Consider the following 25,239-nt stretch of genomic DNA (forward strand, 5'->3'; position numbering starts at 1 on the left):
CCTGCCGCATCCACCAGAGCGGGGGCGGCAGGCCTTCGGCGCCGGGTTTACTTCTTGATCAGCGGGCACTCGCTCTGCGCGCGCGGCATGAAGGACTCTTCGCCCGAGAACTTCTTGACCACGGTGATCAAATCGTCCTTGTTCTTCATCTGCTCGGGCGTCTTCACTTCGGCGTACAGCATCTGGCGCATCAGGCGGCCGTCTTCACGGATGCGCGCCCCGGCGGTGTAGAAATCGGTGACGGGCGTTTCCTTCATCTGGGCCAGCACGGCCTTGGTGTCGGTCGTGCCAGCGGCCTTCACCGCTTTCAGGTAGTGCAGCACCGCGCTGTAGACGTTGGCCTGCAGGTCGGTCGGCAGCTTGCCACCGTTGACCTTGCGAAAGCGCTCGGTCCAGGTGCGCGTGGCGGGCGATTCGTCCCAGTAAAAGCTCAGCACCAGCGGGAAACCCGCCGTGGTCTTGTTGCCCAGCGCAACCGCATCGGCGGTCGAGAACGAGAACGGGATCAGCCGTTGCTTGGTCTTGCGGATCTGGAACTCGTCGGCCTGCTTGATGCCGTTGAGCAAGTCGGTGCCGCCGCCGATCAGCGCCACCACGTCGGCCTTGGACGCCTGCGCCTGCAGCAGGTAGGAGCTGAAGTCGGTCGAACCCAGCGGGTAGCGCACCGCGCCCAGGAACTTGCCGCCGCCGGCCTCGATGGCGGTGCGCGCGGCTTTTTCCATGCTGTGGCCGGCCGAGTAGTCCACGGTGATGAAGTACCAGGACTCGGGCTTGCCCTTGTAGGCGCCCTTGACCGTGATGTTGGAATGCGCGTAGCTGTCGGCGCCCCATTGCATGCCGTTGGCCGAGCAGGACTTGCCCGTGATGTCCAGCGTGTTCACGGTCGACACGACGATCTTGTTCTTTTCTTCGGCGAGCTTCTGCACCGCCAGCGCGACGCCGGAGTTGTAGATGTCGAAGATGGCGCCCACGCCTTCGGCGTCGTACCAGCGGCGCGCGATGGCCGAACCCACGTCGGGCTTGTGCTGGTGGTCGGCCGAAACCAACTCAATGGGCTTGCCCAGCAAGGAGCCGCCCGCGTCTTCGATCGCCAGGCGCGCGGCGGCCACGGCGCCAGGGCCGGTGATGCTGGAGTACGGGCCGCCCTGGTCGTTGAGGATGCCGATCTTGACCTGTGCCTGGGCCAAGCCGAAGGGCAATGCGGCGCACAAAGTGCTGGCCGCGAGCCAAGTGGTGAGTTTCATGTGATGTCTCCTGGGTTGTGAATGGCGCGCTTCTCACAGAGCGCACTCGGGTCAAAGCTGGCCCTGCCTGGGCAGGGCGTCTTGAGGAAAAAAGCAGGTGGGGTGGCGTTGGCATGCGGCGCCTGCCACCACGCGGGCGGGCGTACGCGCCGCATCCGGTCAGGTCAGCGCCTTGGCCTCAGGCCTCGTCCTTCAGCAAACGGCGCAGCACCTTGCCCGAGCCCGTCGCGGGCAAGGCATCAATGAAGCGCACATGGCGCGGCACCTTGTAGGGCGCCATGTTGTCGCGGCACCAGGCGACCAATTCGTCGGCCGTCAGGCTGGCGCCGGCCTTGGTGACGATGAAGGCCTTGACCACCTCGCCCTTCTCGGCATCGGGCTCGGCCAGCGCTGCCGCCTGGGCGATCGCAGGGTGTTTGATGAGGATGGTTTCGACCTCTTCCGGGAACACGCTGTAGCCCGACACCTTGATCATTTCCTTGGTGCGGCCGATGAAGGTCAGGTAGCCCTCGGCGTCCAGCTTGCCCATGTCGCCGGTCCAGACCCAGCCCTCTTTCAGCGTCTTGGCGGTGGCCTCGGGCTTCTTCCAGTAGCCCTTGAAGTTGCCGGGCGAACGCAGCGTGATCTCGCCCACTTCGCCGGCCGCTTTCTCAACGCCCGTTTCGGGGTCGACGATGCGGATGGTCACGCCCGGCATGGGCTTGCCGTGCGTGCCCCAGCGGATGGCGTCGTGCGGCATGCCGCTGTCCATGGTGTGCGTTTCGCTCAGGCCATACGCTGCTTCGTGCGAAATGCAAGGGCCGCGCGTGAACGCCTCCCACTGCCGTGCCAGCGCTTCGGTGAAGCTGATGCCAAAACTGGTGGTCGGGTTGCGCTGCAGGCTGCGCAGGTCAAAGCGCTGCGCGTCCGGCACCTGCATGCAGGCCACGTTCATGGGCGCGATGGAATACCAGTGCGTCACGCGGTACTGCGCGATGGCCTGCAGCACGGCGGCCGGGTCAAAGCGGAACAGCAGCACCTGCGTGGTGCCGGCGTAAATGGGCAGGTTGACGCCCATCAGCATGCCGGCGATGTGGTACAGCGGTGCGATGGACAGCGCCAAGCTGTCTGGCGCCAGACCGAAGTTGCCCACGGTAACGCGGGTCTTGAACAAGGCGTTGCCAAAGCTCAGCATCGCGCCCTTGGGCAAGCCGGTGGTGCCGCTGGTGTAGGTCATCAGCGCGACGTCGTCCATGCCGATGGCGACGGGTGTGGGGCGCACGCCGGCTTGCGCGCCGGTGCGGGCGATCTGCAGCATGTCGCCACAGCCCAGCGGCAGCGGCGCGGGCGCGCCCTGGATTTCCGGCGGCACGGGCAAGTCGGGCTCGGGCGGCAGCAGCTCGCCGTAGCGCGCGGCCAGCACGTGGGTCAGCGCGGTGTCGCCCCGCACCTGCTCGACGATGGGCAGCAGGTTGTCGGCGGCGATGATCACACGCGCACCCAGGTCGTCCAGCTGGTACTGCAGCTCGTGCGCCTTGTTCAGCGGGCCGCAGGGGCAGACGATGGCACCGATCTTCTGGATGGCGTGGTGCGCCACGATGTACTGCGGGCAGTTGTTCATGAACAGCGCGACCGGGTCGCCCTGCGCCACGCCAATGCCTTGCAGATGCGCGGCCAGCGCATCGCTCCAGTCGTCCAGCTCGCGCCAGGTGATGACGCGGCCGTACCAGATGACGGCGGCCTGGTCAGGACGTTGGCGGGCGTTGGCGCGCAAGTATTCGTGCAGGGGCTGATCGGCGGACAAGCGTGTCTCCAGACGGTGGGGCGCAGGCACAATGCGCTGGCGCCCATGCTGTTGTTGGCGCAATATATACCGTTCGGTAGAACAATGCTACCCTTCGGTAGAACCTGAGCGACAACCCACGTGAAAACCCTGAAGCCCCGCGCCGCCAGCGCCAGCGGCCGCCAGAAGGCGGCCACCGCCGGCACCGACGCCAAGCGCGAACGCATCCTGGCCACGGCCGAACGCTTGTTCCACGAGCAGGGCTATGCGCAGACGACGATGGAGCAGATCGTCAGCGCGCTGGGCGTGACCAAGCCCTACGTCTACTACTACTTCCGCAACAAGCAGGAGATCTTCGAGACCCTGTCCTGGGCGCCTGCGGTCGACTGCTTCACCAGCATGGACTTCGCGGCAGACGACGCGCGCCCCGCGCACGAGAAGGTGATGGACGGGCTGGAGCGGCTGATCCGCGCCACCATCTCGCACCACCCGGCAGCGTTTTTCTTCTACCGCGAGCCGCAGGTGTACCGCCCGGAATACCGCGCCGCGCAGAAAAAGGTGGCCGACCATTTCTACGAGCAGCTGTGCGCGCTGCTGGAACAGGGCCGACGCGAAGGCCACTTCGACTTCGACGAAACCCGCGTGACGGCCCAGGCCGCATGCAGCCTGCCCGGCTTTCTGTATCACTGGTACCGCCCGGACGGGCGCCTGTCACCTGAGGAGATGGTGGCTGAGTTGACTGGCCTGGCCGGTCGCGTGCTGGGTTTGCGCGCCACGCCGCGCGCCCGATCCGACTGAACCGCGAGGCCGCCCTGCGACAATCGCGGCCCATGTCACACACCTATGTTCTCACCCTGTCGTGCCAGGATCGGCGCGGCATTGTTCACGCGGTCACCGGTTTCCTGCTGGAGCGCGGCGGCAACATCGAGGAAGCTGCCCAGTTCAACGACGCCGACAGCGGCCTGTTCTTCATGCGCGTGCAATTCAGCTGCGATGAGCCCTCGGCCGACGCGCTGCGCGCCGCCCTGACGACGTTCGCCGAGCCCTTTGGCATGACCTGGGGCCTGCACGCCAAGGGCGCGCCGATGCGCACCGTGATCTTCGTCAGCCGCGAGGGCCATTGCCTGAACGACCTGCTGTTCCGCTGGAAGTCGGGCCTGCTGCCGCTAGACGTCCGCGCCATCGTCAGCAACCACCGCGACTTTTATCAGCTGGCGGCCAGCTACAACGTGCCCTTTCACCACATCGCGATGACCAAGGGCAACAAGGCGCAGGCCGAGGCGCGTCAACTGGAAATCATCGAAGCCGAGGGCGCCGAGCTGGTGGTGCTGGCGCGCTACATGCAAATCCTGTCGGACGACATGTGCCGCCAGTTGGCCGGGCGCGCCATCAACATCCACCACAGCTTTCTGCCCAGCTTTAAGGGCGCCAAGCCGTACTACCAGGCGCACGACCGCGGCGTGAAGCTGATCGGCGCCACCGCGCACTATGTGACGGCCGATCTGGATGAGGGCCCGATCATCGAGCAGGACGTGGCGCGCGCCGACCACACCGATACGGTGGAAGACCTCACCGCGCGCGGGCGCGACACCGAAAGCCAGGTGCTGGCGCGCGCCGTCAAATGGCACAGCGAGCACCGCGTGTTGCTGAACGGACACAGCACCGTCATCTTCCGCTGACCGATCCGCGGCGGCCGGCCCTGCGCCGGCCTCAGCCCTTGGGCGGGCGCGTGCCGAAGATGGCCGAGCCGACCCGCACCAGGGTCGCGCCGGCGGCAATCGCCGGCTCCAGATCTGCGCTCATGCCCATCGACAAAGTGTCCAAGCCCAGTCCAGCGGCATTCAATTGGTCAAACAGGGCTTTGGCCCTGGAGTGAATTGCGCGGGCAGCTATCAAATCTGAAGTGATGTCGGGAATGGTCATCAACCCGCGCAGCCGCAGCCGTGGCAGCTGCGCAACGGCCCGGGCCAGCGCCAGGGCGTCGGCCGGCGCCACGCCGGATTTACTCGGACCGCCGTCGATGTTGACCTGGATGCACACGTTCAGCGGCGCCAGCGCTTCGGGCCGCTGCTCGGACAGCCGCTCGGCGATCTTCAGGCGGTCGACGGTGTGCACCCAGTCGAAATGCTCGGCGACGACGCGCGTTTTGTTGCTTTGCAGCGGGCCGATGCAGTGCCACTGCAGGGGCAGGTCGCGCAGGGCGGCGATCTTGGCGACCGCCTCCTGGACGTAGTTTTCGCCAAAGGCGGTCTGCCCCGCCTCCCAGGCGGCACGCACGGCGTCAGCGCCCCACGTCTTGGACACCGCCAGCAACGTGACATCTTCCACGTTGCGCCCGGCAGCGGCACAGGCTGTGGCGATACGGGCACGGACGTGTTGGAGATTACCCTCGATCGTCGTCATAATGCCTGGAGCGTATCAAACTGCAACCACCCCTTTTTCAGGTTTACGAGAGGCACCGTGGACATCACGCAACTGCTGGCGTTCAGCGTCAAAAACAAAGCATCCGACCTTCACCTGTCGGCTGGGCTGCCCCCCATGATCCGTGTGCACGGCGACGTGCGCCGGCTGAACGTGGACCCGCTGGACCACAAACAGGTCTTCGCGATGCTCTACGACATCATGAACGACACCCAGCGCAAGGTGTACGAAGAAAACCTGGAGGTGGACTTCTCGTTCGAGATTGAAGGCCTGGCGCGCTTCCGCGTCAACGCCTTCAACCAGAACCGCGGCGCCGCAGGCGTGCTGCGGACCATTCCCAGCAAGATCCTGACGCTGGAGCAGCTGAACGCGCCCAAGATCTTTGGCGACCTGGCGCTCAAGCCCCGCGGCCTGGTGCTGGTGACGGGCCCCACGGGCTCGGGCAAGTCGACCACGCTGGCGGCCATGGTCAACCACCTCAACGAGATGGAATACGGCCACGTGCTGACGGTGGAAGACCCGATCGAATTCGTGCACGAATCCAAGAAGTGCCTGATCAACCAGCGCGAAGTCGGCCCGATGACCCACAGCTTCTCCAACGCGCTGCGCTCCGCCCTGCGGGAAGACCCGGACGCGATCCTGGTGGGCGAGATGCGCGACCTGGAAACCATCCGCCTGGCCATGACCGCCGCCGAAACCGGCCACTTGGTGTTCGGCACGCTGCACACCTCGTCGGCCGCCAAGACCATCGACCGGATCATCGACGTGTTCCCGGCCGAAGAAAAAGAAATGGTTCGCGCGATGTTGTCCGAATCGCTGCAGGCCGTCATTTCGCAGACGCTGTGCAAGACCAAGGCCGGTGACGGCCGCGTCGCCGCGCACGAGATCATGATCGGCACGCCCGCCATCCGCAACCTGATCCGCGAAGCCAAGGTGGCGCAGATGTACTCCGCCATTCAGACCGGCAACGGCGCCGGCATGCAGACGCTGGACCAGAACCTGACCGAGATGGTCCGCCGCAACATCATCAGCCCGGCTGAGGCGCGCGGCAAGGCGAAGATCCCCGAGAACTTCCCCGGCTGATTTCAAGCAATATCGGCCGGCTGCGCTACAGTCATCTGCGCGGCCAGCTACCGAAACAATAGCATTTGCGGTTCATTGAAGCCGCAGGAAGGCCCCGACCATGGAACGCGATCAGGCCAGCAAGTTCATCAACGACCTGCTCAAGCTGATGCTCACCCGCAAGGGCAGCGACCTGTTCATCACCGCCGACTTCCCGCCCGCCATCAAGGTCGACGGCAAGGTCACCAAGGTGTCGTCGCAAAACCTGAGCTCGGGCCACACGCTGGCGCTGGTGCGCGCGGTCATGAACGACAAGCAGGCCGCCGAGTTCGAGCGCACCAAGGAGTGCAACTTCGCCATCTCGCCGGCCGGCATCGGGCGTTTCCGCTGCAACGCCTTCGTGCAGCAAGGCCAGATGGGCATGGTGATGCGGGTGATTCCGCAGGAACTGCCGACCATCGACACGCTGGGCATGCCGCAGATCCTGAAGGACGTGGCGATGAGCAAGCGCGGCCTGACCATCCTGGTGGGCGCGACCGGCTCCGGTAAATCGACCACGCTGGCCGCCATGGTGGACTGGCGCAACGTCAATTCGCAGGGCCACATCATCACGGTGGAAGACCCGGTCGAATTCGTGCACCCGCACAAGAACTGCATCGTCACGCAGCGCGAAGTCGGCCTGGACACCGAAGACTGGGAAGCCGCGCTGAAGAACACGCTGCGCCAGGCACCCGACGTCATCCTGATGGGCGAGATCCGCGACCGCGAAACCATGGAGCACGCCGTGGCCTTCGCCGAAACCGGGCACCTGTGCCTGGCCACGCTGCACGCCAACAGTGCCAACCAGGCGCTGGACCGGATCATCAACTTCTTCCCCGAAGAGCGTCGCCAACAGCTGCTCATGGACCTGTCGCTGAACCTGCGCGCCCTGGTGTCGCAGCGCCTGATCGGCAAGCAGGATGGCAAGGGCCGCACCGCGGTGGTGGAGATCATGCTGAACTCCCCACTGATTTCCGACCTGATCTTCAAGGGCGAAGTCGGCGAGATCAAGGAAATCATGAAGAAGAGCCGCGAGCTCGGCATGCAGACCTTTGACCAAGCGCTGTTCGACGCGTTCGAAGACAACCTGATCAGCTACGAAGACGCGCTGCGCAACGCCGACTCGGCCAACGACCTGCGCCTGCAGATCAAGCTGACCAGCAAGCGCGCCAAGTCGCTGGATCTGGCCGCCGGCACCGAGCACCTGCAGATCGTCTGATCCGGCGGCAGTGGCCGCATAGCGTGCGCGGCCATGTGTGGTCGCTGCTGCGGCGTCCGAGTCTGCCTCGGCGCGCAGAGCGCACTCCTACAATGGCCGCCATGAACACCGACATCCACGCCAAGACCTACGAGCCCACCCCCGCGCGCCGCGTTGCCTTTCTGGGCCTCGGCGTGATGGGTTTCCCGATGGCCGGCCATCTCGCGCTGGCAGGACACGACGTCACGGTCTACAACCGCAACGCCAGCAAATCGGAAGCCTTCTGCGCACGCCTGAAAGGCGCCGGGAAGGTGAAAAGCGCTGCCACGCCGGCGGAGGCCGCGCAGGGCGCGGAGATCGTGTTTTGCTGCGTCGGCAACGACGACGATCTGCGCTCGGTCGTGCTGGGCGAGACCGGCGCGTTTGCCGGCATGGCACCGGGCGCTGTGTTCGTGGACCACACCACGGCGTCGGCCACGGTGGCGCGCGAGTTGGACGAGATCGCCCGCGCGCGCGGCCTGCAGTTCATCGACGCCCCGGTGTCGGGCGGCCAGGCCGGCGCGCAGAACGGCTTGTTGACCGTCATGTGCGGTGGCGACGCGGCCACGTTCGAAGCGGTCAAGCCGGTGGCCATGGCGTTTTCGCGCGCCTTCACGCTGCTGGGCCCGAGCGGCGCCGGCCAGCTGGCCAAGATGGTCAACCAGATCTGCATCGCCGGGCTGGTGCAGGGGCTGTCGGAAGCGGTGGCCTTTGGCCAGCGCTCGGGCCTGGACATGGACGCCGTGCTTCAGGTGATCGGCAAGGGCGCGGCGCAAAGCTGGCAGATGGACAACCGCGGCCCGACGATGGTGCAGGACAAGTTCGACTTCGGCTTTGCCGTCGACTGGATGCGCAAGGACCTGGGCCTGGTGCTGGACGAAGCCAAACGCAACGGTGCGCGCCTGCCGGTCACCGCGCTGGTCGACCAGTTCTACGCCGACGTGCAGCAGATGGGCGGCGGGCGCTGGGACACGTCCAGCCTGATCAAGCGCCTGCGCTGAGCGCGTCGGCTTGCCAACAAAAAAAAGGCGCTCAGGGCGCCTTTTTGTTTGACCGAAAATTTGAAAGAAATCGCCCGCTGGCCTTAGTGCCACCTGCGCGGGCAGCTATCGTTATTTGAGCGGCGGCAGCTCTTGCACCTGCACCGGCTGGCGCGGCGTTTCGATGGTCGGCTGCGTCACGGGCGATGTGACCACGCCCGGCGCCGTCTCGTTGCCGGTCTTGGGCACCACCACCGGGTCGGCCGCGACCGCCGTGCCCGAGCCGGCGCTTGTGCCGCCGCGCACCGAAGCGTCGGACACCATGTCGATCACGCGCACCACGCGCTGCACGCCATCGGTTTGCGCCACCAGGTCGGTGACGCGCTGGGCCTCGTCCGCGGTCAGGCGACCCATGATGTAGGTCGCGCCGCGCTCGGTGAACACCTTGACGCTGCCCGCCGGTATGCCGTTGGTACCCACCAGCCGTGTGCGCACCTTGCTGGTGATCAAGCTGTCGTTGGAGCGCTGCAGCGCATTGGAATCGGGCATCACGGCCAGGTCGCTCAGCACCGTGGCCACGTTGGGCAGCGCCCGCACGGCGGCCTCAACGGCCTGCTTGTCCTGCGCGGTGGGCACTTCGCCGGTGATCAGCACCTTGCGGTAGTAGCTGTTGACGTTGACGTGGCCGCGGCCCGGGAGCAGCTTGACGATGGCTTCCTGTGCGCCCGCTTCGATGTTGCGGTCGGCCGTCTGCGTGTCCCCGCTGCGGCGATCGGCCGACATCAGCAAGGTGCCGCCGGCCACGGCGCCGCCCACCAGGGCGACCGGGACGCACGCGGATACGCTGGCGCCCACCGCCACGGCCAGCAGGCCGGTGCGCAGCCACCCGGAAGTCAAGCCTTGGTTCATTCGGAACTCTCCTCTTCACCCAGCAATTCAACGTCGAGGCCATCGCACAGGCAGTGCAGCACCAGTTGGTGCGCCTCATGGATGCGGGCGACGCTTTCCTGCGGCACGCCCACGTGGACATCGGTTTCGCGCAGCATGCGGCCCAGCTCGCCACCACCCCGGCCGGTCAGCGCCACCACGACCATGTCGCGGTCGTGCGCCGCCTGCGCGGCCCGCACCAGGTTGGCGGTGTTGCCATTGGACGTGATCAGCAGCAGCACATCGCCCGGCGCCCCCAGCGCACGCACCTGCGCGGCAAAAACGTCGGCGAATTCACCGCGCCGCGCAACGGCGGTCAACGCCGCCGCGTCCGACCCCAGCGCAACACAGGGCAGTTCGGGGCGCGTGCGCTCCATGCCACCGATCATCAGGGCCGCCGTGTACTGCGCCAGCGCGCCGGACGCGCCGTTGCCGCACACCAGCACCTTGCCGCCGCCGGTCACGCAGGCCAGCAGCGCCTGCAGCGCGTCCATGACCGGCCGCGCGAGCGTCTGCGCCCACTGGTAGCACAGGTCGGCGCTGTCGATGAAGTGCTGCTGAATGCGTTGTTCCACCATCGGCGCCGATCATACCTGCGCGGCGCGAATTCGGTGCAAATTTAGGAGCAACGTTGCACTTGGAAGCATGCCCCTGTCGCCAGCCGGGCCGAGCCAAGCCGAGGGTCAGCCCGCGTCGAAAGCGCCTGGCAGCCAGCTGATCTGGCCCCCGTCGATCGCCACCACATCAAAGCGGCAAGGCGGCGGCGCGGTCAGACGCATCAGGTAATGCTGCGCCGCCAGCACGATGCGCCGCTGCTTGGTGGCGCCCACGCTGGCCGCGGCGCCGCCCTGGTCGGTGTTGCGGCGCGCGCGCACCTCGACGAAAACCAGCGTGCCATCGGGCGCGCGCATGATCAGATCAATCTCGCCGCCGCCGCGCCCGGGCGTCCGATAATTGCGCGTCACCAGGCTTAAGCCCGCCGACTGCAGGTGCGCCAGCGCCACGTCTTCCGCGGCCGCGCCGGACTGGCGTGTGGTCACCTTTCGCTTCCAATTCAATAGCGGCATGCGCAGACTCCTGTAGCGCCAGACCAATGAACCATGTCCAAATTTGAACCCTCCCTGGGCCCCGCCAACTTCCTGCCAGCGCTGGCGGCGGCGCGCGCCGCGGCGGGTGGCCAGGATTATCCGGCCGGCGCGCTGTACGTGGTCGCCACGCCGATCGGCAACCTAGCCGACATCGGCTTGCGCGCCCTGCACGTACTGGACCGCGTGGACGCCATCGCCTGCGAAGACACCCGCCACACGCAGCAACTGCTGCGCGCCTACGGCATCGACGGCAAATCGCTGATCGCCCTGCACGAACACAACGAGCTGGAAGCCGCGCAGACCGTGCTGACCCGCCTGCAGGCGGGCGAGCGCGTGGCCTATGTGAGCGATGCCGGCACGCCCGCCATCAGCGACCCCGGCGCGCGCCTGACCGCCGCCTGCGCCGCGGCCGGGCGGCGCGTGGTGCCCTTGCCGGGCGCCAGCAGCGTCGTCACCGCGCTCAGCGTGGCGGGCCTGTCGGGCGACGGGCACTTCGTCTTCGCCGGCTTTCTGCCCGCCAAGAGCGGCGAGCGCGCTCACGCCGTGCAAGCCTTGGCGGCCGAGCCGCGTGCCATCGTGCTGCTGGAAGCGCCGCACCGCATCGGCGCGCTGGCCGATGCGCTGGCGGCCTTGGGCGAGCGCCTCATCACCGTCGGGCGCGAATTGACCAAGCAGTTCGAGCAGATCACCACCCTGCCCTGCGCCGACCTGCCCGCCTGGCTGGCCGCCGACCCGCAGCGCCAGCGCGGCGAATTCGCGCTGGTGCTGCACCCGTTCGAAGCCGCCAGCGACCAGGGCGATGAAGACCGCGTGCTGCGCCTGTTGCTGGCCGAGCTGCCGCTGAAAACCGCCGTCAAGCTGGCGGCGGAGATCACCGGCGCGGCGCGCAATGCGCTGTACGACCAGGCGCTGAAATGGCGCGATCAAGGCGGCTGAGACGCCGCGTGGACGGCGCGATGAGGCACCTCAGTCTGCCGATGACCACCCTGACCACCCTGACCACCTGCCATGGGCCCATGACTTTGGTCACTTCACTGGCGGCACTATGGTCTCTACCATAGGGGGTATGGCCCCGTGCGCTTCGGCTTTCTCCACCGCCCGTCCGCGTCTCATGGTCGTAGACGACCATGAGTTGGTACGGCTGGGCCTGGCCGCCCTGATGGCCGCACAAGCCACTGACGGCCCGACCAGCGACACGCTGGAAGCGTGCACGCTCGCCGAAGGCCTGCTCGTCTACGCGGAACACCAGCACTGCATCACGCTCGTCTTACTGGACTTGCATCTGCCGGACACGCACGGCCTGTCGGGGCTGCGCGAATTCATGGCGCGCTTTCCCGCCGCCCCCATTGCCGTACTGTCTGGCGACAGCGACCCGGCACTCCGACAACAGGCACTGCAGGCCGGGGCGCGCGCCTTCTTGCCCAAGGCTGGCCACCTTGCCGACGTGATCGCTTACCTGGCTGCGCAAGGTCTGGTTGGCCCCCCAGCGATGCCCCTCGCTGAGAGCCCATGTGCGTCAAGTCCGTACGGTGCCCGTGATGCGACGCGCACGATCCAGACGCGAGACGGCGAACGCTTGCGCCTCACCCATCGTCAGGCCGAAATGCTTGACTGGGTCCTGGCAGGACAATCCAACCGCGAGATCGCAGGGCGGGCGCACCTGACAGAAGGCACCGTCAAGAACCATGTCTCGGCGCTGTTGCTGATCTTCGGCGTTCGTTCGCGCGCGCAGCTCATCAGCCGTCTGCGTTGAGCGCCGCAACGCGCGGCGAATCGCAGCGTTCCGGATGCCCCACAGCAGGATGCCGCTGACGCCGACGACCGAGCGTGCGCCGCGAGGACGTAGTTTGTCGAGCAACCCCTTGCCCGACAAATTTAACGCGGGTGACCGAAAAATCTTCGCCGGCAGCTTATTTTTTTATGGCGCCATGCACCTGACGAAGCGCCTCAAGCAAGGCGGCGGCGTGCGCCGGCTTCGGGAGCATCGGCACGTTCGCAGCGTGCGCCTGTTGCAGTCGATCGGGCTCGATGTCCCCGCTGATGAGCAACAGGGCCAGTTCGGCCCCCAGCGCAGCCTGCAGGCGTTGGGCCACCTGCAAACCGTCCGCGCCGTGACCAAGCCGACCGTCGAGCAGCAGCACCTGAAAAGGCTGCTGGGCATCCCGCGCCTGACACAGCGCGGCGAGGGCTGGCGCCTCTTCAGCCACCGCTTCTGCGTCGATTCCATGGTCGCGTAGCAAGGCTCGCGTGGCCTGCCGGATATCGCGTTCGTCGTCCAGAATCAGCACACGTCGCGGCAGCGGCCTGGGGCTAATAGCCGCAGCCACCTCAACAGCCAGCGGGGCCGCGCAGGGCGCCGCGGTGCGTGGCAGCACGATTCGGAATCGGCTGCCACGGCCGGGCTCGGAACGCAGATGCACCTGTGCGTCCAGCAGTGCTGCCAGGCGTTGCACGATCGACAGGCCAATGCCTAGCCCCTTGGAGCGGTCACGACCCGGGTTGCCCACCTGGTAAAACTCGTCGAACACGCGTTCGGTGTGTTCCGGCGCGATGCCAACCCCCGTATCGAGGACGTCCACCCAAATGTGCGTGCCGCGCGCGCGTGCGCCCACCAACACGCCACCGCGCGCGCTGTATTTCAAGGCGTTGTCGAGCAAGTTGAACAGCAGGCGCTCCAGCAGCTGGACGTCGCTGTCGACCCACCATGGCGTTGCCCGCAGGCGCAGCGCCAACCCCCTGCCTTCCGCGGCGGGTCCGAAGACACGCTGCAGTTCGACAAAAACGGCGTTCAAGGCGACCGGCGCACGCGCGGGCGCCACCACGTTCGCGTCCAGTCGGGAGATATCCATCATCGCGTCGAAGGATGCCCGCAAGGCGTCCACAGCACGCAACATGTCGGTCGCCTCGCGCGCTTCGACGGCGCTGCGCTGAGTCAACCGACGCTCCAATGCGCTGCCCAGCAGCGCCAGCGCATGCAGGGGTTGGCGCAAATCGTGGCTGGCGGCCGCCAGGAACCGCGTCTTCTCCTGGCTGGCGCGTTCCGTCGCCGCGACCTGCTCGGTCAGGCGCTCGGCCAAGGCCTGATTGTCGAACCGGGCCTGTAAGGCACTGACCAGCAGCCGGTGATGGCCCTCCGCCAGCTTGATGGCCACCACCATGTGAGCAAGCACGAAGAACGCCAGCACCACGTGCAACGCGTCTGGTCGCCGCAACAGCGCCATCGCCACGCTCAGCATCATCGGAAGCACAAGACTCGCCATTCCGTGTCGCACCAGCGACAGCGTGCCCTGGCTGGCGCTGGCGAGCCCCATCACCACCACCAGCAAGACGGCGGTGACCGGCAAATCGCCTACCGGGACAAACAGCCAGGGTGCAGCGCCCCAGCAAGCCCCCGCCAGTGCCTGCACGGCGTAGAAGCGCGGTAGCCAGTACGAAAGCGGACGCGGCGCGACGCGCCCGGCGTCGGCATCGAAGCGCAGATACCAGAGCCATACCAGCGCTGCGCTGGCATACAAGGCCAGCGTCCACCCCAGCACCTTCGGATCGCGCAAAAGCCAGTAGAACAAGCCGCCGAACAAGGCGATGGCCACGAAAGCGCCCCAACCAGACGGGCGGTAAGTGGCGTGCAGGCCGTGAAGCAACTCGCGCGAAATGCGCTCGGCAGTGACTTCGAATGATCCTGCGGCAGGATCGGCGTCGTTGAGTTTCATGAGCAGGCCATCGCAGGATACTGCCAACGGCATCGAGTAGACCTTGCGCGAAATCCAGACGCGGTCCACCGCGCCAAGCGCGCAACACGGCCGCGAACCGATCCGTTCGTCGGGTTCAGACCGCCGGCCCAGTGGACGCCGGCGCCGTGGGGCGATTTCTGGAGGTGGACGTCACACGCCCGTGGCTGCCGTCGCTTTGGATGCCGCCTACTCGCTCGCGACCGGCTAGGCGCCAATGCCGCCGGGCTCACCCAGCATTTATATTGAAAGTAGCCATAGCGCCTTTCCATATTGCGCGATCAGCTACTATTTTCATAGTTTCTCCGGGATAGATTCGGCCTGCACTGCGGAGATGGTGGCGAGCAAGCGCTGCGCCTGAACCGGCTTGTAGAGCACGGTGACGCCCGACGCGCGAACTTGACGCAGCGCGTCGGGCGCGGTCTCGCCGGTCACGATCAGGAGGGCCAGCCCGGGGCCATGGCGCTGCTGCAGCGCCTTGCCAATCGCCAGCCCATTGGCACCGTTCGCCAACCGCAGGTCGCACACCAGCACCTCGAACGGCTGCCCGGCCGCGCGCGCGTCGGCCAACACCCGATCCGCTGCCGATTCCGACGACGCAGCGTTCGCCAGCATGCCGTGCCCCCGCAGCAACTCGAGCAAAGCGGAGCGGATGCTGTCTTCGTCGTCCAGCACCAGCACGCGCCGCGGACGAGGACACTCACCCAACTGCGCCTCGCGCGCCGCCTCCAGCGTCACAACGTGTGCTTGCACGGAGCCCGCGTGGGCCAGCTCAATTCGAAAGCGGCTGCCCACGCCAAGGCGCGTGCGCAGGCTGACCGACGCATGCAACAGCCGCGACAGGCGTTTGACGATCGACAGGCCGATGCCAAGGCCACGACCGCGATCGCGCCCCGGGTTATCGACCTGAAAGAACTCGTCGAAGATCTGTTCGACGTGTTCACCAGCGATGCCTTCGCCGGTGTCCCACACGTCCAGCCACACCCTGTCGGCGCGCTCGCGGGCCACCACGACCACGCCACCGCGCTGCGTGTACTTGATCGCGTTGTCGACCAGGTTCGACAGCAGGCGAAGCAGCAATTGGGGGTCGCTTCGCACCACCAGCTTTGTGGCACGCACACGCAGCTGCAGGCCCTTGGCATCGGCCGCGCCGCCAAAGATGGCACTCACCGCCAACAGCGTGTCGTTGAGCACACATGCCTGGATGGCAGGCACCACCACACCGGCGTCCAGTCGCGAGATGTCGAGCATCGTGTCGAGCGAAGCGCTGAGCGCGTTCACCCCGCGCATCAGCTCAACAGCGAGTTGCTGCTCGGCCCGCTCACGTTGACGCAGTTGGTGTTCAAGCGCTGCGCCAAACAACGCAATCGCGTGCAGCGGCTGGCGCAGATCGTGGCTGGCCGTGGCGAGAAACCTCGTCTTCTCCTGGCTTGCCCGCTCCGTGGCCGCGATCTGCTCGCCCAGGCGCTCGGCCAACGCTTCTTTCTCGAAACGCATGGCCAGCGCGTCGGCCACCAGGTGGTGCTGGCGCAAGGCGAACCGCAAGGTGACGCCCACATAAGCCAGCACCGCCAGCGCCAACAGGGCATGCAACGCGTCTGGGCGGCGCAGCAAGGCCAGGCACAACGCAGCGGTCGCCGGAACGGTGAACGTGAACATCACGCGCGCGACCGAGGCGAGCGACGCAACGCTGCCGCTGATGATGCCGATCATCAGGATCACGACCACCGTGGTCATGGTGAGGTCGTTGGCCGGCATCATGAGCCAGGGCGCTGCCGACCAGACCAGTGCGCTGGCCATGAGGATCCCATGGAGCCCAACGACCCATGTCGGATCGATCTGCCCACGTTCACTGGCGAGGAAGAAGCGTCGGTACCAGGGCATGGGCAAGAGCTGCGTCGCATGCAGGGCGACGCCCCACACCGGAATCCAGGGGTTGCGCAACCGCATCCAACACGCGACCCAAAAGAGCAGCGTGATCAGGAGTGCGACCAGGTTCACGCCGACACGGTTGCGAAACAGCGCCAGTAACTGTTCACGCCGGACTCGCTCAGGCAAGCTCAACGGCGGTTCGCTCGCATTGACTGAACCTTGGGCGCCCTGGTTCACCCTCACCCTCCAGATGGCATGGCGCGCTGACTTCAATGCGCCGCCGGGGACGCAGCGCCGCTGCGCGGGACGCGCCAGCACCCAGTCCCATGAGTACCAAGGTACCGTTAGACCGTGCGGCTCCCTGACCGGCCTGCAAGGCACCGTGAACGCGCACTGTAGGTCCGACACCCTGCCGGCACCAGTGCCCAAAGTCATGGGTTAGAGCGAAGAAATCCATGCCGCAAGTCTTCTGGAGAGAGAGATGACTTTCGGCACTGGTGAGCACCTAAGAATCTCCTTAGATTTGCCCTGCGGCGCCGCATCGCGGCGCACGCGCGACCGAAAGGGATTCACCTCGAAAGCCCGTATGAAGCCGTTCATCGAAACCATCGTCGTTGCCCTGGGCATGTGTGCGCTCTTTCCGGCCCACGCGGCGTCGTCCGCGCAGGTGGTCGTTGCCAACCTCGGTCAGCCCCGCGACACCTGCTCGGGTGGGAATGTTGTCTCAGGTACGATTCAAGCCACCAACATTGGCGCGACCGGTGTCTACGTGAACTTCACCGTCACCGCACCGAACTTCGTCGGTCACCGCTCGTCAGGAGACGGCCCACTCGCAGCAGGCGGGCCTATTGGCTATGGGTTTAGTTTCCCGTCAGCCTGGGGCTTGAACGCCGCCCCGGACACGCCGGTGACGCTCACCGTCTACACCTACACCGACACCGCCATGACCCATCCGGTCTACAGCTCGGCGTTCACCTGGAATTGCACGACGGGTGTTGGCGGCCCCGTGGTCAACACCGACCTGAGCGCCGTCGACGGCACGTGTGGCGCTGCCACTGGTGTTGCGGCCAGTAGCCCACCCACCGCCAACCTGTGTCAGGTCGGCACCGCTTCAGCGGTGTCCGGCAGTGGGCCGTGGACGTGGTCATGCGCTGGCAGCCAAGGCGGCAGCGCGGCTGCGTGCTCGGCGCCGCTGGCCGGCAACAAGATCTACAGCGCGCCATCGCCCACCGGGACTGGCACCATCACCGCCGCGCTCTCTGGCGGCGGCGACGCCTGCGGGTTCGCCGCCACGACTCGCTACATCGCTACCGAGCCGTCAGCGTCCCCCAGCACGCCCGCTGGGGTGGCGTTCCCGCACGGACTGTTTGACTTCAGCGCCACGCAGTGTTCCAACGTCGAAGGAGGCGCGGCCAACATCACGCTGGAAGTGGCCTACCCGCAAACGCTTCCCGCCAATACCCAGTACTACAAGTGGGGGCCGACACCTGACAACCGGACGCCGCACTGGTACGTGATGCCGGCGTCGATCGTCAGAAACACGGCCACTTTCACGATCACCGATGGCGGCCTGGGCGATGACGACCTGCAGACCAACGGCACCATTGTTGACCAAGGGGGCGCCGGCACGGGCACCGCCATCAGCACGGTACCCACGGCAAGCGTGTGGGCGCTGGCCGCCGCCGCGTTGATGCTCGGCCTCTCGGGAAGACGGCGGCTGCGGTACCGCCGGTCAAAACCCTAGGGCGCTGTCTTCTTGCCTTGCGGGGCCGCTCATCGAAAGAAAAGGTACGCCACGGCGATCGCCGCCACCAAGCCCACCGCATCGGCGAACAGCGCGCAGGGCAGCGCGTGGCGCGTGTGCTTGACACCGACGCTGCCGAAGTACACGGCCAGCACGTAGAAGGTGGTTTCGGTCGAGCCCTGGATGATGGCGGCCAGCTTGCCAGCAAACGAATCGACGCCGTGGGTCTGCATCACGTCCACCATCAGCCCGCGCGCGCCGGAGCCGGACAGCACCTTCATCAGCCCCACCGGCAGCGCCGGCAGGAAGTCGGTCGGCAGCCCCAGCGCCGACACGCCCGCGGTGATGGCGCCCATCAGCAAGTCCATCAAGCCTGCCGCGCGAAACACCGCGATCGCCACCAGCATGGCGACCAGGTAGGGGATGATGCCCACGGCCACGCCAAAGCCGTCCTTGGCCCCGTCGATGAAGGCGTCGTACACATTGACGCGGCGCAGCGCGCCAGCCACCAAGAACGCCGCGACCACCGCCAGAATGAAGCCAGCGCCGACCAAGCCCATGAGCTGCGCCGCCTGATCGGGCGGGTAGTGCGACAGCCACAGCACCAGCGCCCCCACCACGGCGGCGAAGCCGGCGAACGGCAGCAGCAAGCCGGCGCGCCACAGTGGCAGCCGCTGCACCCAGGCCACCGCGACCAGGGCCGACAGCAGCGAGCAGGCGGTGGCGACCAGCGTGGGCAGAAAGATGTCGGCCGCATTGAAGCCGACCAAGCCCTGCTTAACGGCCAGCGTCTGGCGAATGGCGATGACCGAGGTGGGGATCAGCGTGAGCCCGGCGGTGTTCAGCACCAGGAACATGATTTGCGCGTTGGTGGCCGTGTCAGGCTTCGGGTTGAGCGACTGCAGCTCCTGCATCGCCTTCAGCCCGAGCGGCGTGGCCGCGTTGTCCAGGCCGAGCAGGTTGGCGCTGAGATTCATCGTCATCGCGCCCTGTGCCGGGTGGCCGCGAGGCACGCCGGGAAAGAGGTGGCGGAACACCGGGTTCACGCCGCGCGCAAAGGCGTCGATCATGCCGGCGCGCTCGCCGATCTTCATCAGCCCCAGCCACAGCGCCATCATGCCGACCAGGCCGATGGAGATGTCAAAACCGGTTCTGGCCGCGTCGAACATGGCCGTGAGCAGGCGCGGAAACACCGTCCAGTCGCCCGCCAGCGTCTGCCCCAGTGCCGCGACGAAGGCGCTGAGAAAGAAACCCAGCCAGACGAAGTTCAGAACCAAATCAGCCTCCAGCGCTACAGCCACCTGCGCGACCAGCTATCAATGATATAGCTGATTTGACAGCTCACGACGCACGGCAGTCAGGACAGAAGCGGAGACAGCAACACATCCCGTCGCACAAGCAGCGCGGGAGCGATCCTTTGACCCGCTTTGTGCAACCACGCGGCCAGCCAAAGCCCGGCGACGCCGCGCCGATCACTGCGCCAATGACCGCGGAGCAGGCCGACCCAGTGGCCGCCTTGGCCGGGCGCGCACCGGTCAACAGCGGCGCTCCCGCACGGGGGGTGGCGAAACATCGCGCAGCGCGTGGAACGTGGGGGGGGGCGATCCTTTACGCCCCGTGGCACTTCTTGTACTTCTTGCCGCTGCCGCAGGGGCACAGGTCGTTGCGGCCGACCTTGTTGTCGTTGCGCACGGGCGGCTGGCGCGGGCCGAGGCTCTTGGCGATGTCGTGCAGGTCGTACACGGCCCACAGCGCTTCGCCAAAGGTCTCGAAGCGCGCCTCGCTCACGCTGGGCGGGCCTTCCGGGTCGTACAGGTTCATGGCGGGCGCGCCGCGGTCGTCGTCCAGCAGGTCGGCGATGCACTGCAGGGCGTCGGCCATCATGGCGGCGATCTCGGGGTCGCGCGGCGGCGCCCAGTCGTCTTCCCAGACGTCGACCGCGTGCATGAAACCCAAGGCCCAAAGGCGCGCCAGCGCGGGTGGCGGCTCGTCCGGATCGGCGGCTTCGGCGCGCTCTTCTTCTGGCAGCGTGGCGAGCAGGCCGCGCCAGTCCATCACGGCCGGTGCCAGCGCGCCGTCGGCGTCCAGCTCTTCCACCGGGTTGTCCAGCGCGTGGCGCAGCTGCGCTTCGCGCTCCATCCAGCCCATGACAAAGCGCGTGCGCTCGGCCGGGCTGGCGAACACGTCACCGGCCTCGCGGCCGAAGATCGCCTGCAGCCATTCGGTCTCGTCGACCGTGCGGCGCATCACCAGCATCGCCGTCATCACGCCTTCGCAGAACTCCCACTGCGGCACGTCCGGGTCACGCTCGCGGACCGCGTCCAGCACATCCTCCAGCGTGTCCAGCGTCGCGCTGGTGGCATCGTCGAATTCAGCGGCGTCATCGCCGCCCGCAGGCGTCTGGTCGGTCGTCATGGTGCTGGTGCAGTGGGCAAGAGCGCAAATGGTAGCGCGGCTGGTTGGACGGTGGCCCCTCACCGCCGCAAGTTACGCCGTTCAAGCCAGGCGACCGCGGCCGCGCTGCAAAAGCCCCTCGCCGTCAACACGCCTCCGTCCAAGGCTGCGCAGCAAGCCGCCCCAAATGGCCGCGGAGCAGGCCAAACCCGCAGACGCCGTGCCCGGACCTGCGCCGGGCACTGACGTCGTCCCCCTGGAGGGGGAAGCCGCGTCAGCGGCTCAGGGGGTGCTCACTTTTTCCGCGTGCCCAGCCACATCACCGCCCCCACCACGATCAGCGCGCCGACCAGCTGCACCGGCGCGATCGCCTGGCCGAGGATCAGCCACGCCAGGATCAGTGCGAACACCGGCTCGACGTTCATGATGGCCGAGTTGCCGACCACGCCCAGGCGCGGCAGCACGGTGAACAGCAGCGTGATGCCGGTGCCGTACAGCAGCGTCAGCAGCGCCAAGCCCCACCAGCCGGGCGTCGCCGTGGGCAGCGCCGGGCCGCCGCCGACCAGCACCGCGCTGGCGGCCAGCACGCCCACCATGGCCATGGTGGCGAAGGTGCGCAGGCGCCCGTCCAGGCCGCCCGCCTCGTGCTGCGTCAACACCAGCGCCAGCCCGAAGGTGACCGACGCGCCCACGGCAAACGCCACGCCGGCGCCGATTTCGCGCCATTGCCCGGCCGCGCCCAGGCCCGACGCCGCGCCCAGCACGTCCAGCGCCAGCACCAGCCCGATCAGAATCACCGGCATGGCGATCAATAACGCGCGCTCGGGCCGGTGGCCGTACAACAGGCGCGCCCACAGCGCGGTCATCAGCGGAAAGCTGTTGAACACCAGCAGCGCCAGCGCGACCGGCAGGCGCGCCACGGCGGAATAGAGGCACACGCTCTGGATGGCGATCAGCACCCCGATCGCCGGCAGCGCCTTGCGCTGGCGTGGCGTCAGCGTGAGCGGCACGCGGTTGATCATCAGCAACGCGCCCACCACCGCGGCGGTGACCAGGCTGCGGAACATCACGGCCGTGGGCACGTCCACGCCGTGGTTGAAGGCCATGCGCGCGGCCACGTGGTTGGCACCCATCAGCAGGGCAATGCACAGCAGCGTGGCGAAAGCCAGGCCGCTCAAGGCTCGGGTGGGCGCGGTCATGCGCCCATCATCCCAGCGCGCCTGCGCCAGGACTGGCGCGTGGGCGACGCCTGTGTCACGCCGGGTACAGCCCGCGCGTGCGCGCGTGCAGGCGCGCCAGGCCCAGCAGCGCGTCCGTGGACGGCGTGGCCACGCCGGTCAGCGCGCCCAGCTCGCGCACCGCGCCGACCAGCGCGTCCAGCTCGACCGGCTTGCCCGCCTCGACATCCTGCAGCATCGACGGCTTGAAGCTGCCCAGCTTGCGCGTGACCGCGTGGCGGTCTTCGGGCGCCTGATCGATCGGGATGCCGATGCGCGCGCCGATCTCGCGCGCCTCCAGCATCACGGCGCTCAGGAAACCGCGCACCAGCTCATCGTCGAGCACGCGGTCGCTGGCGGCACCGGTCAGCGCGCAGATCGGGTTCATCGTCATGTTGCCCCACAGCTTGTACCAAATGTCCTTCTGGATCTGCGGCGACACAGTCAGCTCAAAACCGGCGCGCGTGAGCAGCTCGGCCAGCGCCTGCAGCCGCGGCGAATCGCCGCCAGCGGGCTCGCCGATGATCAGGCCCGCGCCCTTGTGGCGGCGGACCACGCCGGGCGCCTCGACGGCACAGCTCGCGTGCACCACGCTGCCGATGACCTGCGCGGCCGGCACGGCGCGCGCAATGGTGCCGTCCGGGTCCACCGATTCAAGCGTGCGACCCTCGGCCGGGCCACCAAAGCCCTGCAGAAACCACCACGGCACGCCGTTCATGGCCGTGAGCACCACCGTCTGCGGCCCGACCAGCGGGCCGATGGCACGCGCCACGTCGGGCATGGCGGGCGCCTTGACGGCCACGATGACGAGGTCCTGCACCCCCAGGTCGGCCGGCTGGTCGCTGGCGTGAACGGGGTAGGTCGTTTCCTGGTCGCCATCGCGCAGGCGCAGACCGTGGGCGCGCAGGGCCGCCAGCGTGTCGCCGCGCGCCACCGCGCTGACCTGCGCGCCAGCCGCGGCCAGCCACGCGCCCATCCAGCCGCCGATGGCGCCGGCGCCGTAGATTGCCACTTTTTGAATCATTTAGGCCTCCAGCCTTACAACCATCTGCGCAGGCAGCTTCAATTTTTATAGCTCGAATCGATCCGATCGATCTGCCGCACGAGCGCGTTGAACACGTCCTGCCCCGCGCCGCGCTTCGGATCGAACTGCAGCGAGTCGCGCGTGCATTTGGCCGCGATGGCTTCGGGCACCGGCAGCGGCGCGCCCATGCTTTGCGTGGCCAGCTGGATCTCGCAGGCGCGCTGCAAGGTCCACAGCACGGCGAAGGCTTGCGGCAGCGTCTGGCCCCAGCTCAGCAGGCCGTGGTTGCGCAGGATGACGGCCGAGCGCTGACCGATGCTTTGCAGCACACGCGGCCCTTCTTCCGCGTGGATGGTGATGCCCTCGAAGTCGTGGTAGGCCACCATGTCGTGCAGCTGCGCACTGTAGAAGTTGCTTTGCGACAGGCCGCTGGCCAGCGAGGCGATGGCCACGCCCGCCGTCGTGTGCGTGTGCATGACGCAATGCGCGCCTTCGATGCCCGCATGGATCGTGCTGTGCAGCACGTAACCTGCCGGGTTGATGGGGTAGACCGAACTGTCCAGGATGTCGCCCGCCAGGTTGACCTTGACCAGGTTGCTCGCCGTGACCTCGGTGTAGTGCAGGCCGAAGGGGTTGATGAGGAACTGTTTCTCACCGCCGGTCACGCTGTCGGGCAGGCGCAGCGTGATGTGGTTGTAGATCATCTCCGTCCAGCCCAGCAGGGCGAAGACGCGGTAGCACGCGGCCAATTGCTGGCGCGCGGCGAGTTCGTCGGGGTGCAGTTCGGGCCGCGCGGTGGCGGCGGCTTGGTCGCGTTGCATGCGGGTCTCCTCGTTCGGGTCGCGCTCAGTACACACTGCCCTTGGCAGGCGCGGGCGGCGGCGCAACGTCCTTGAATTTTGCCGCCAGCGCGCTGGTCTGGCGCACCAGAATCTGCGTGTCCAGCCCCACCGCCACGAACTGGGCACCCAGCGTCAGGTAGTGCCGCGCCTGCGCCTCGTCCGACGTCAGGATGCCGGGCGCCTTGCCGGCCTGGCGAATGCGCGCGATGCTGTCTTCGATGGCGGCTTGTACTTCCGGATGCCCAGGGTTGCCCACGTGGCCCATCGACGCGGACAGGTCGGCCGGGCCGATGAAGACGCCGTGCACACCGGGCGTGGACGCGATCGCGTCCAGGTTGCGCAGCGCCTCGGTGGTCTCGGCCTGCACCAGCAGGCACACCTGTTGGTTGGCTTCCTTGGCGTACTGCGGGTAACGCCCCCAGCGCGACGCACGCGCGCCGGCCATGCCGCGGATGCCGCCCTGGCCGTCGTCCTGCGGGTAGCGCGTGGCGCGCACCAGCTCGGCGGCCTGCTCGGCCGTGTCGACCATCGGCACCAGCAGGGTTTGCACGCCCAAGTCGAGGTACTGCTTGATCAGCACCGCGCCCTGGTGGCCGTAGCCCATGGGCACGCGCGCCACGGCGTGCGTGCCCGGGTACGCAGCGATCGCCTGCAGCTGCGACAGGATGTCGGTCAGGCCGTTGGGTGCGTGTTCACCATCGATCAGCAGCCAGTCGAAGCCGGCGCCGGCGCAGATCTCGGCGCTGTAGGCGTTGGCCAGGCCGAGCCACAGGCCGATCTGCGGCTGACCGGCGGCGAGGGTTTGTTTGAAAGCGTTGACGGGGGTTTGCATAGCGGTCTTTCAGACGAAACGGAATTGCAACCGGCCCAGCGGCCCATAGTCGGCGTCGAACACATCGCCCTGCTTGGCCGCCGCCGGCCGCGTGAACGAGCCGGCCAGCACGGTTTGCCCGGCTTTCAGCGATTCGCCCCAGGGCGCGAGTTTGTTGGCCAGCCAGGCAATGCCGATGGCGGGGTCGCCCTGCACGCCGGCGGCGAGGCCCGTTTCTTCGACCGCACCGTTCTGGCGCAGGATGGCGCCGACCCAGGGGCGGTTGGTGGCGCGCGCGTCGGCACGCTCGGCACCCACCACGATGGCGGCGTTGGCGGCGTTGTCGCTGATGGTGTCGTAGACCTTGCGCATGACCTTGGTGTGGCGGTCGAACTGCTCGATGCGCGAATCGATGATCTCGATGGCGGGGGTGACGTAGTCGGTCGCGGCCAGCACCTGTTCCACATCCACGTTCGGGCCGGTCAGATCGGCCTTGAGCACGAAGGCCAGCTCCACCTCCACCCGTGGTGCGATGAAGCGCGTGAACGGGATGTCCAGCACCTCGCCGGGCGTGCAGGTGAACAGCATGGAGTCAAGCAGCGTGCCGTAATCCGGCTCGTCGATCTGGCTGGCCTGCTGCATGGCGCGCGAGGTCAGGCCGATCTTGTGGCCGATCACGCGCCTGCCCGCGGCCAGCTGCATCGCCACCCAGGCACGGCTGATGCGGTAGCCGTCCTCGATCGTCATGCCGGGAAAGCGCTTGGAGAAATGCTCGAGCTGCACGCGCGAGGTTTCGCTGTGCTGCAGCTCGGCGGCGAGGTCTTGGATTTGGTCGTCGGTCAGCATG

23 protein-coding genes are annotated in these 25,239 nt (G+C 67.3%); 8 read left to right on the forward strand and 15 right to left on the reverse strand.

Translation table 11 applies throughout. From position 1 onward, the window contains the following. Positions 1-47 precede the first annotated feature (47 nt). A complete protein-coding gene (locus tag FVQ98_RS11365; protein ID WP_147913556.1) occupies positions 48-1,244 on the reverse strand; it encodes an ABC transporter substrate-binding protein in 1,197 nt (398 codons plus the stop codon). Between the two features lie 178 nt (positions 1,245-1,422). Further along, the gene (locus tag FVQ98_RS11370; RefSeq protein WP_147913557.1) at positions 1,423-3,027 is read right to left on the reverse strand and encodes an AMP-binding protein; all 1,605 of its coding nucleotides are present in this window, start codon (positions 3,025-3,027) and stop codon (positions 1,423-1,425) included. 120 nt (positions 3,028-3,147) lie between these two features. Here FVQ98_RS11370 and FVQ98_RS11375 point away from each other — a divergent pair, with 120 nt between their 5' ends. Next, positions 3,148-3,804: a TetR/AcrR family transcriptional regulator gene (locus tag FVQ98_RS11375; RefSeq protein ID WP_147913558.1), complete on the forward strand. Its 657-nt coding sequence runs from the start codon at positions 3,148-3,150 to the stop codon at positions 3,802-3,804. A gap of 32 nt (positions 3,805-3,836) precedes the next feature. Continuing rightward, complete coding sequence (gene purU / locus FVQ98_RS11380) at positions 3,837-4,685, forward strand: formyltetrahydrofolate deformylase (protein ID WP_147913559.1); 849 nt, start codon at positions 3,837-3,839, stop codon at positions 4,683-4,685. Between the two features lie 31 nt (positions 4,686-4,716). Here the strand turns inward: purU and FVQ98_RS11385 are convergent, their stop codons facing one another. Further along, positions 4,717-5,409 (reverse strand): YggS family pyridoxal phosphate-dependent enzyme, encoded by a 693-nt coding sequence (locus tag FVQ98_RS11385; protein WP_147913560.1) that lies wholly within the window; start codon positions 5,407-5,409, stop codon positions 4,717-4,719. Positions 5,410-5,466: 57 nt separating this feature from the next. Here FVQ98_RS11385 and FVQ98_RS11390 point away from each other — a divergent pair, with 57 nt between their 5' ends. The 3 genes from FVQ98_RS11390 (at position 5,467) to FVQ98_RS11400 (ending at position 8,766) form a co-directional block, all read left to right on the forward strand. Beyond that, the gene (locus FVQ98_RS11390) at positions 5,467-6,510 is read left to right on the forward strand and encodes a type IV pilus twitching motility protein PilT (protein WP_147913561.1); all 1,044 of its coding nucleotides are present in this window, start codon (positions 5,467-5,469) and stop codon (positions 6,508-6,510) included. A 100-nt stretch (positions 6,511-6,610) separates the two neighbouring features. Then, positions 6,611-7,747: a PilT/PilU family type 4a pilus ATPase gene (locus FVQ98_RS11395; RefSeq protein ID WP_147913562.1), complete on the forward strand. Its 1,137-nt coding sequence runs from the start codon at positions 6,611-6,613 to the stop codon at positions 7,745-7,747. A gap of 101 nt (positions 7,748-7,848) precedes the next feature. Further along, the gene (locus FVQ98_RS11400) at positions 7,849-8,766 is read left to right on the forward strand and encodes an NAD(P)-dependent oxidoreductase (protein WP_147913563.1); all 918 of its coding nucleotides are present in this window, start codon (positions 7,849-7,851) and stop codon (positions 8,764-8,766) included. A gap of 111 nt (positions 8,767-8,877) precedes the next feature. Here the strand turns inward: FVQ98_RS11400 and FVQ98_RS11405 are convergent, their stop codons facing one another. From FVQ98_RS11405 to FVQ98_RS11415, 3 genes are all read right to left on the reverse strand, one after another. Then, on the reverse strand, positions 8,878-9,654 hold the full coding sequence (locus FVQ98_RS11405) for a BON domain-containing protein (protein WP_147913564.1): 777 nt from the start codon (positions 9,652-9,654) through the stop codon (positions 8,878-8,880). Beyond that, positions 9,651-10,250: an SIS domain-containing protein gene (locus FVQ98_RS11410; RefSeq protein WP_147913565.1), complete on the reverse strand. Its 600-nt coding sequence runs from the start codon at positions 10,248-10,250 to the stop codon at positions 9,651-9,653. Before FVQ98_RS11410 ends, FVQ98_RS11405 begins: the two co-directional genes overlap by 4 nt. Positions 10,251-10,355: 105 nt before the next feature. Continuing rightward, positions 10,356-10,739 (reverse strand): YraN family protein, encoded by a 384-nt coding sequence (locus tag FVQ98_RS11415; protein WP_147913566.1) that lies wholly within the window; start codon positions 10,737-10,739, stop codon positions 10,356-10,358. 33 nt (positions 10,740-10,772) lie between these two features. Between FVQ98_RS11415 and rsmI the strand changes: the two genes are divergently transcribed. After that, complete coding sequence (gene rsmI, locus FVQ98_RS11420; RefSeq protein ID WP_147913567.1) at positions 10,773-11,696, forward strand: 16S rRNA (cytidine(1402)-2'-O)-methyltransferase; 924 nt, start codon at positions 10,773-10,775, stop codon at positions 11,694-11,696. Positions 11,697-11,871: 175 nt separating this feature from the next. Further along, positions 11,872-12,513, forward strand: a complete 642-nt coding sequence (locus tag FVQ98_RS11425) for a response regulator transcription factor (protein ID WP_255507749.1) — start codon at positions 11,872-11,874, stop codon at positions 12,511-12,513. A gap of 157 nt (positions 12,514-12,670) precedes the next feature. Here the strand turns inward: FVQ98_RS11425 and FVQ98_RS11430 are convergent, their stop codons facing one another. Continuing rightward, positions 12,671-14,104 (reverse strand): sensor histidine kinase, encoded by a 1,434-nt coding sequence (locus tag FVQ98_RS11430; RefSeq protein WP_187265709.1) that lies wholly within the window; start codon positions 14,102-14,104, stop codon positions 12,671-12,673. Positions 14,105-14,782: 678 nt separating this feature from the next. After that, the gene (locus tag FVQ98_RS11435) at positions 14,783-16,552 is read right to left on the reverse strand and encodes an ATP-binding response regulator (RefSeq protein ID WP_187265710.1); all 1,770 of its coding nucleotides are present in this window, start codon (positions 16,550-16,552) and stop codon (positions 14,783-14,785) included. Positions 16,553-16,946: 394 nt separating this feature from the next. Between FVQ98_RS11435 and FVQ98_RS11440 the strand changes: the two genes are divergently transcribed. Continuing rightward, positions 16,947-18,104, forward strand: coding sequence for a choice-of-anchor U domain-containing protein (locus FVQ98_RS11440; protein WP_147913571.1), 1,158 nt, complete (start codon positions 16,947-16,949; stop codon positions 18,102-18,104). Positions 18,105-18,133: 29 nt separating this feature from the next. Here FVQ98_RS11440 and FVQ98_RS11445 read toward each other — a convergent pair whose 3' ends face one another. The 7 genes from FVQ98_RS11445 to hpaH all read right to left on the reverse strand — a co-directional run bounded on the left by FVQ98_RS11445 (position 18,134) and on the right by hpaH (position 25,238). Continuing rightward, on the reverse strand, positions 18,134-19,381 hold the full coding sequence (locus tag FVQ98_RS11445; protein WP_147913572.1) for a nucleoside recognition domain-containing protein: 1,248 nt from the start codon (positions 19,379-19,381) through the stop codon (positions 18,134-18,136). Between the two features lie 331 nt (positions 19,382-19,712). Next, a complete protein-coding gene (locus FVQ98_RS11450) occupies positions 19,713-20,519 on the reverse strand; it encodes a YecA/YgfB family protein (protein ID WP_147913573.1) in 807 nt (268 codons plus the stop codon). A 272-nt stretch (positions 20,520-20,791) separates the two neighbouring features. Further along, positions 20,792-21,697: an EamA family transporter gene (locus tag FVQ98_RS11455; RefSeq protein WP_147913574.1), complete on the reverse strand. Its 906-nt coding sequence runs from the start codon at positions 21,695-21,697 to the stop codon at positions 20,792-20,794. A 55-nt stretch (positions 21,698-21,752) separates the two neighbouring features. Next, on the reverse strand, positions 21,753-22,739 hold the full coding sequence (locus tag FVQ98_RS11460; protein WP_147913575.1) for a 2-dehydropantoate 2-reductase: 987 nt from the start codon (positions 22,737-22,739) through the stop codon (positions 21,753-21,755). Positions 22,740-22,777: 38 nt separating this feature from the next. After that, positions 22,778-23,560 (reverse strand): class II aldolase/adducin family protein, encoded by a 783-nt coding sequence (locus FVQ98_RS11465; RefSeq protein ID WP_147913576.1) that lies wholly within the window; start codon positions 23,558-23,560, stop codon positions 22,778-22,780. Positions 23,561-23,585: 25 nt separating this feature from the next. Beyond that, a complete protein-coding gene (locus FVQ98_RS11470; RefSeq protein ID WP_147913577.1) occupies positions 23,586-24,413 on the reverse strand; it encodes an aldolase/citrate lyase family protein in 828 nt (275 codons plus the stop codon). A gap of 9 nt (positions 24,414-24,422) precedes the next feature. Beyond that, positions 24,423-25,238, reverse strand: a complete 816-nt coding sequence (gene hpaH / locus FVQ98_RS11475) for a 2-oxo-hept-4-ene-1,7-dioate hydratase (protein WP_147913578.1) — start codon at positions 25,236-25,238, stop codon at positions 24,423-24,425. Between the last annotated feature and the right edge of the window lies 1 nt (position 25,239).

It is taken from the genome of Ottowia flava (assembly GCF_008017535.1).
Taxonomy (GTDB): Bacteria; Pseudomonadota; Gammaproteobacteria; order Burkholderiales; family Burkholderiaceae_C; genus Ottowia; species Ottowia flava.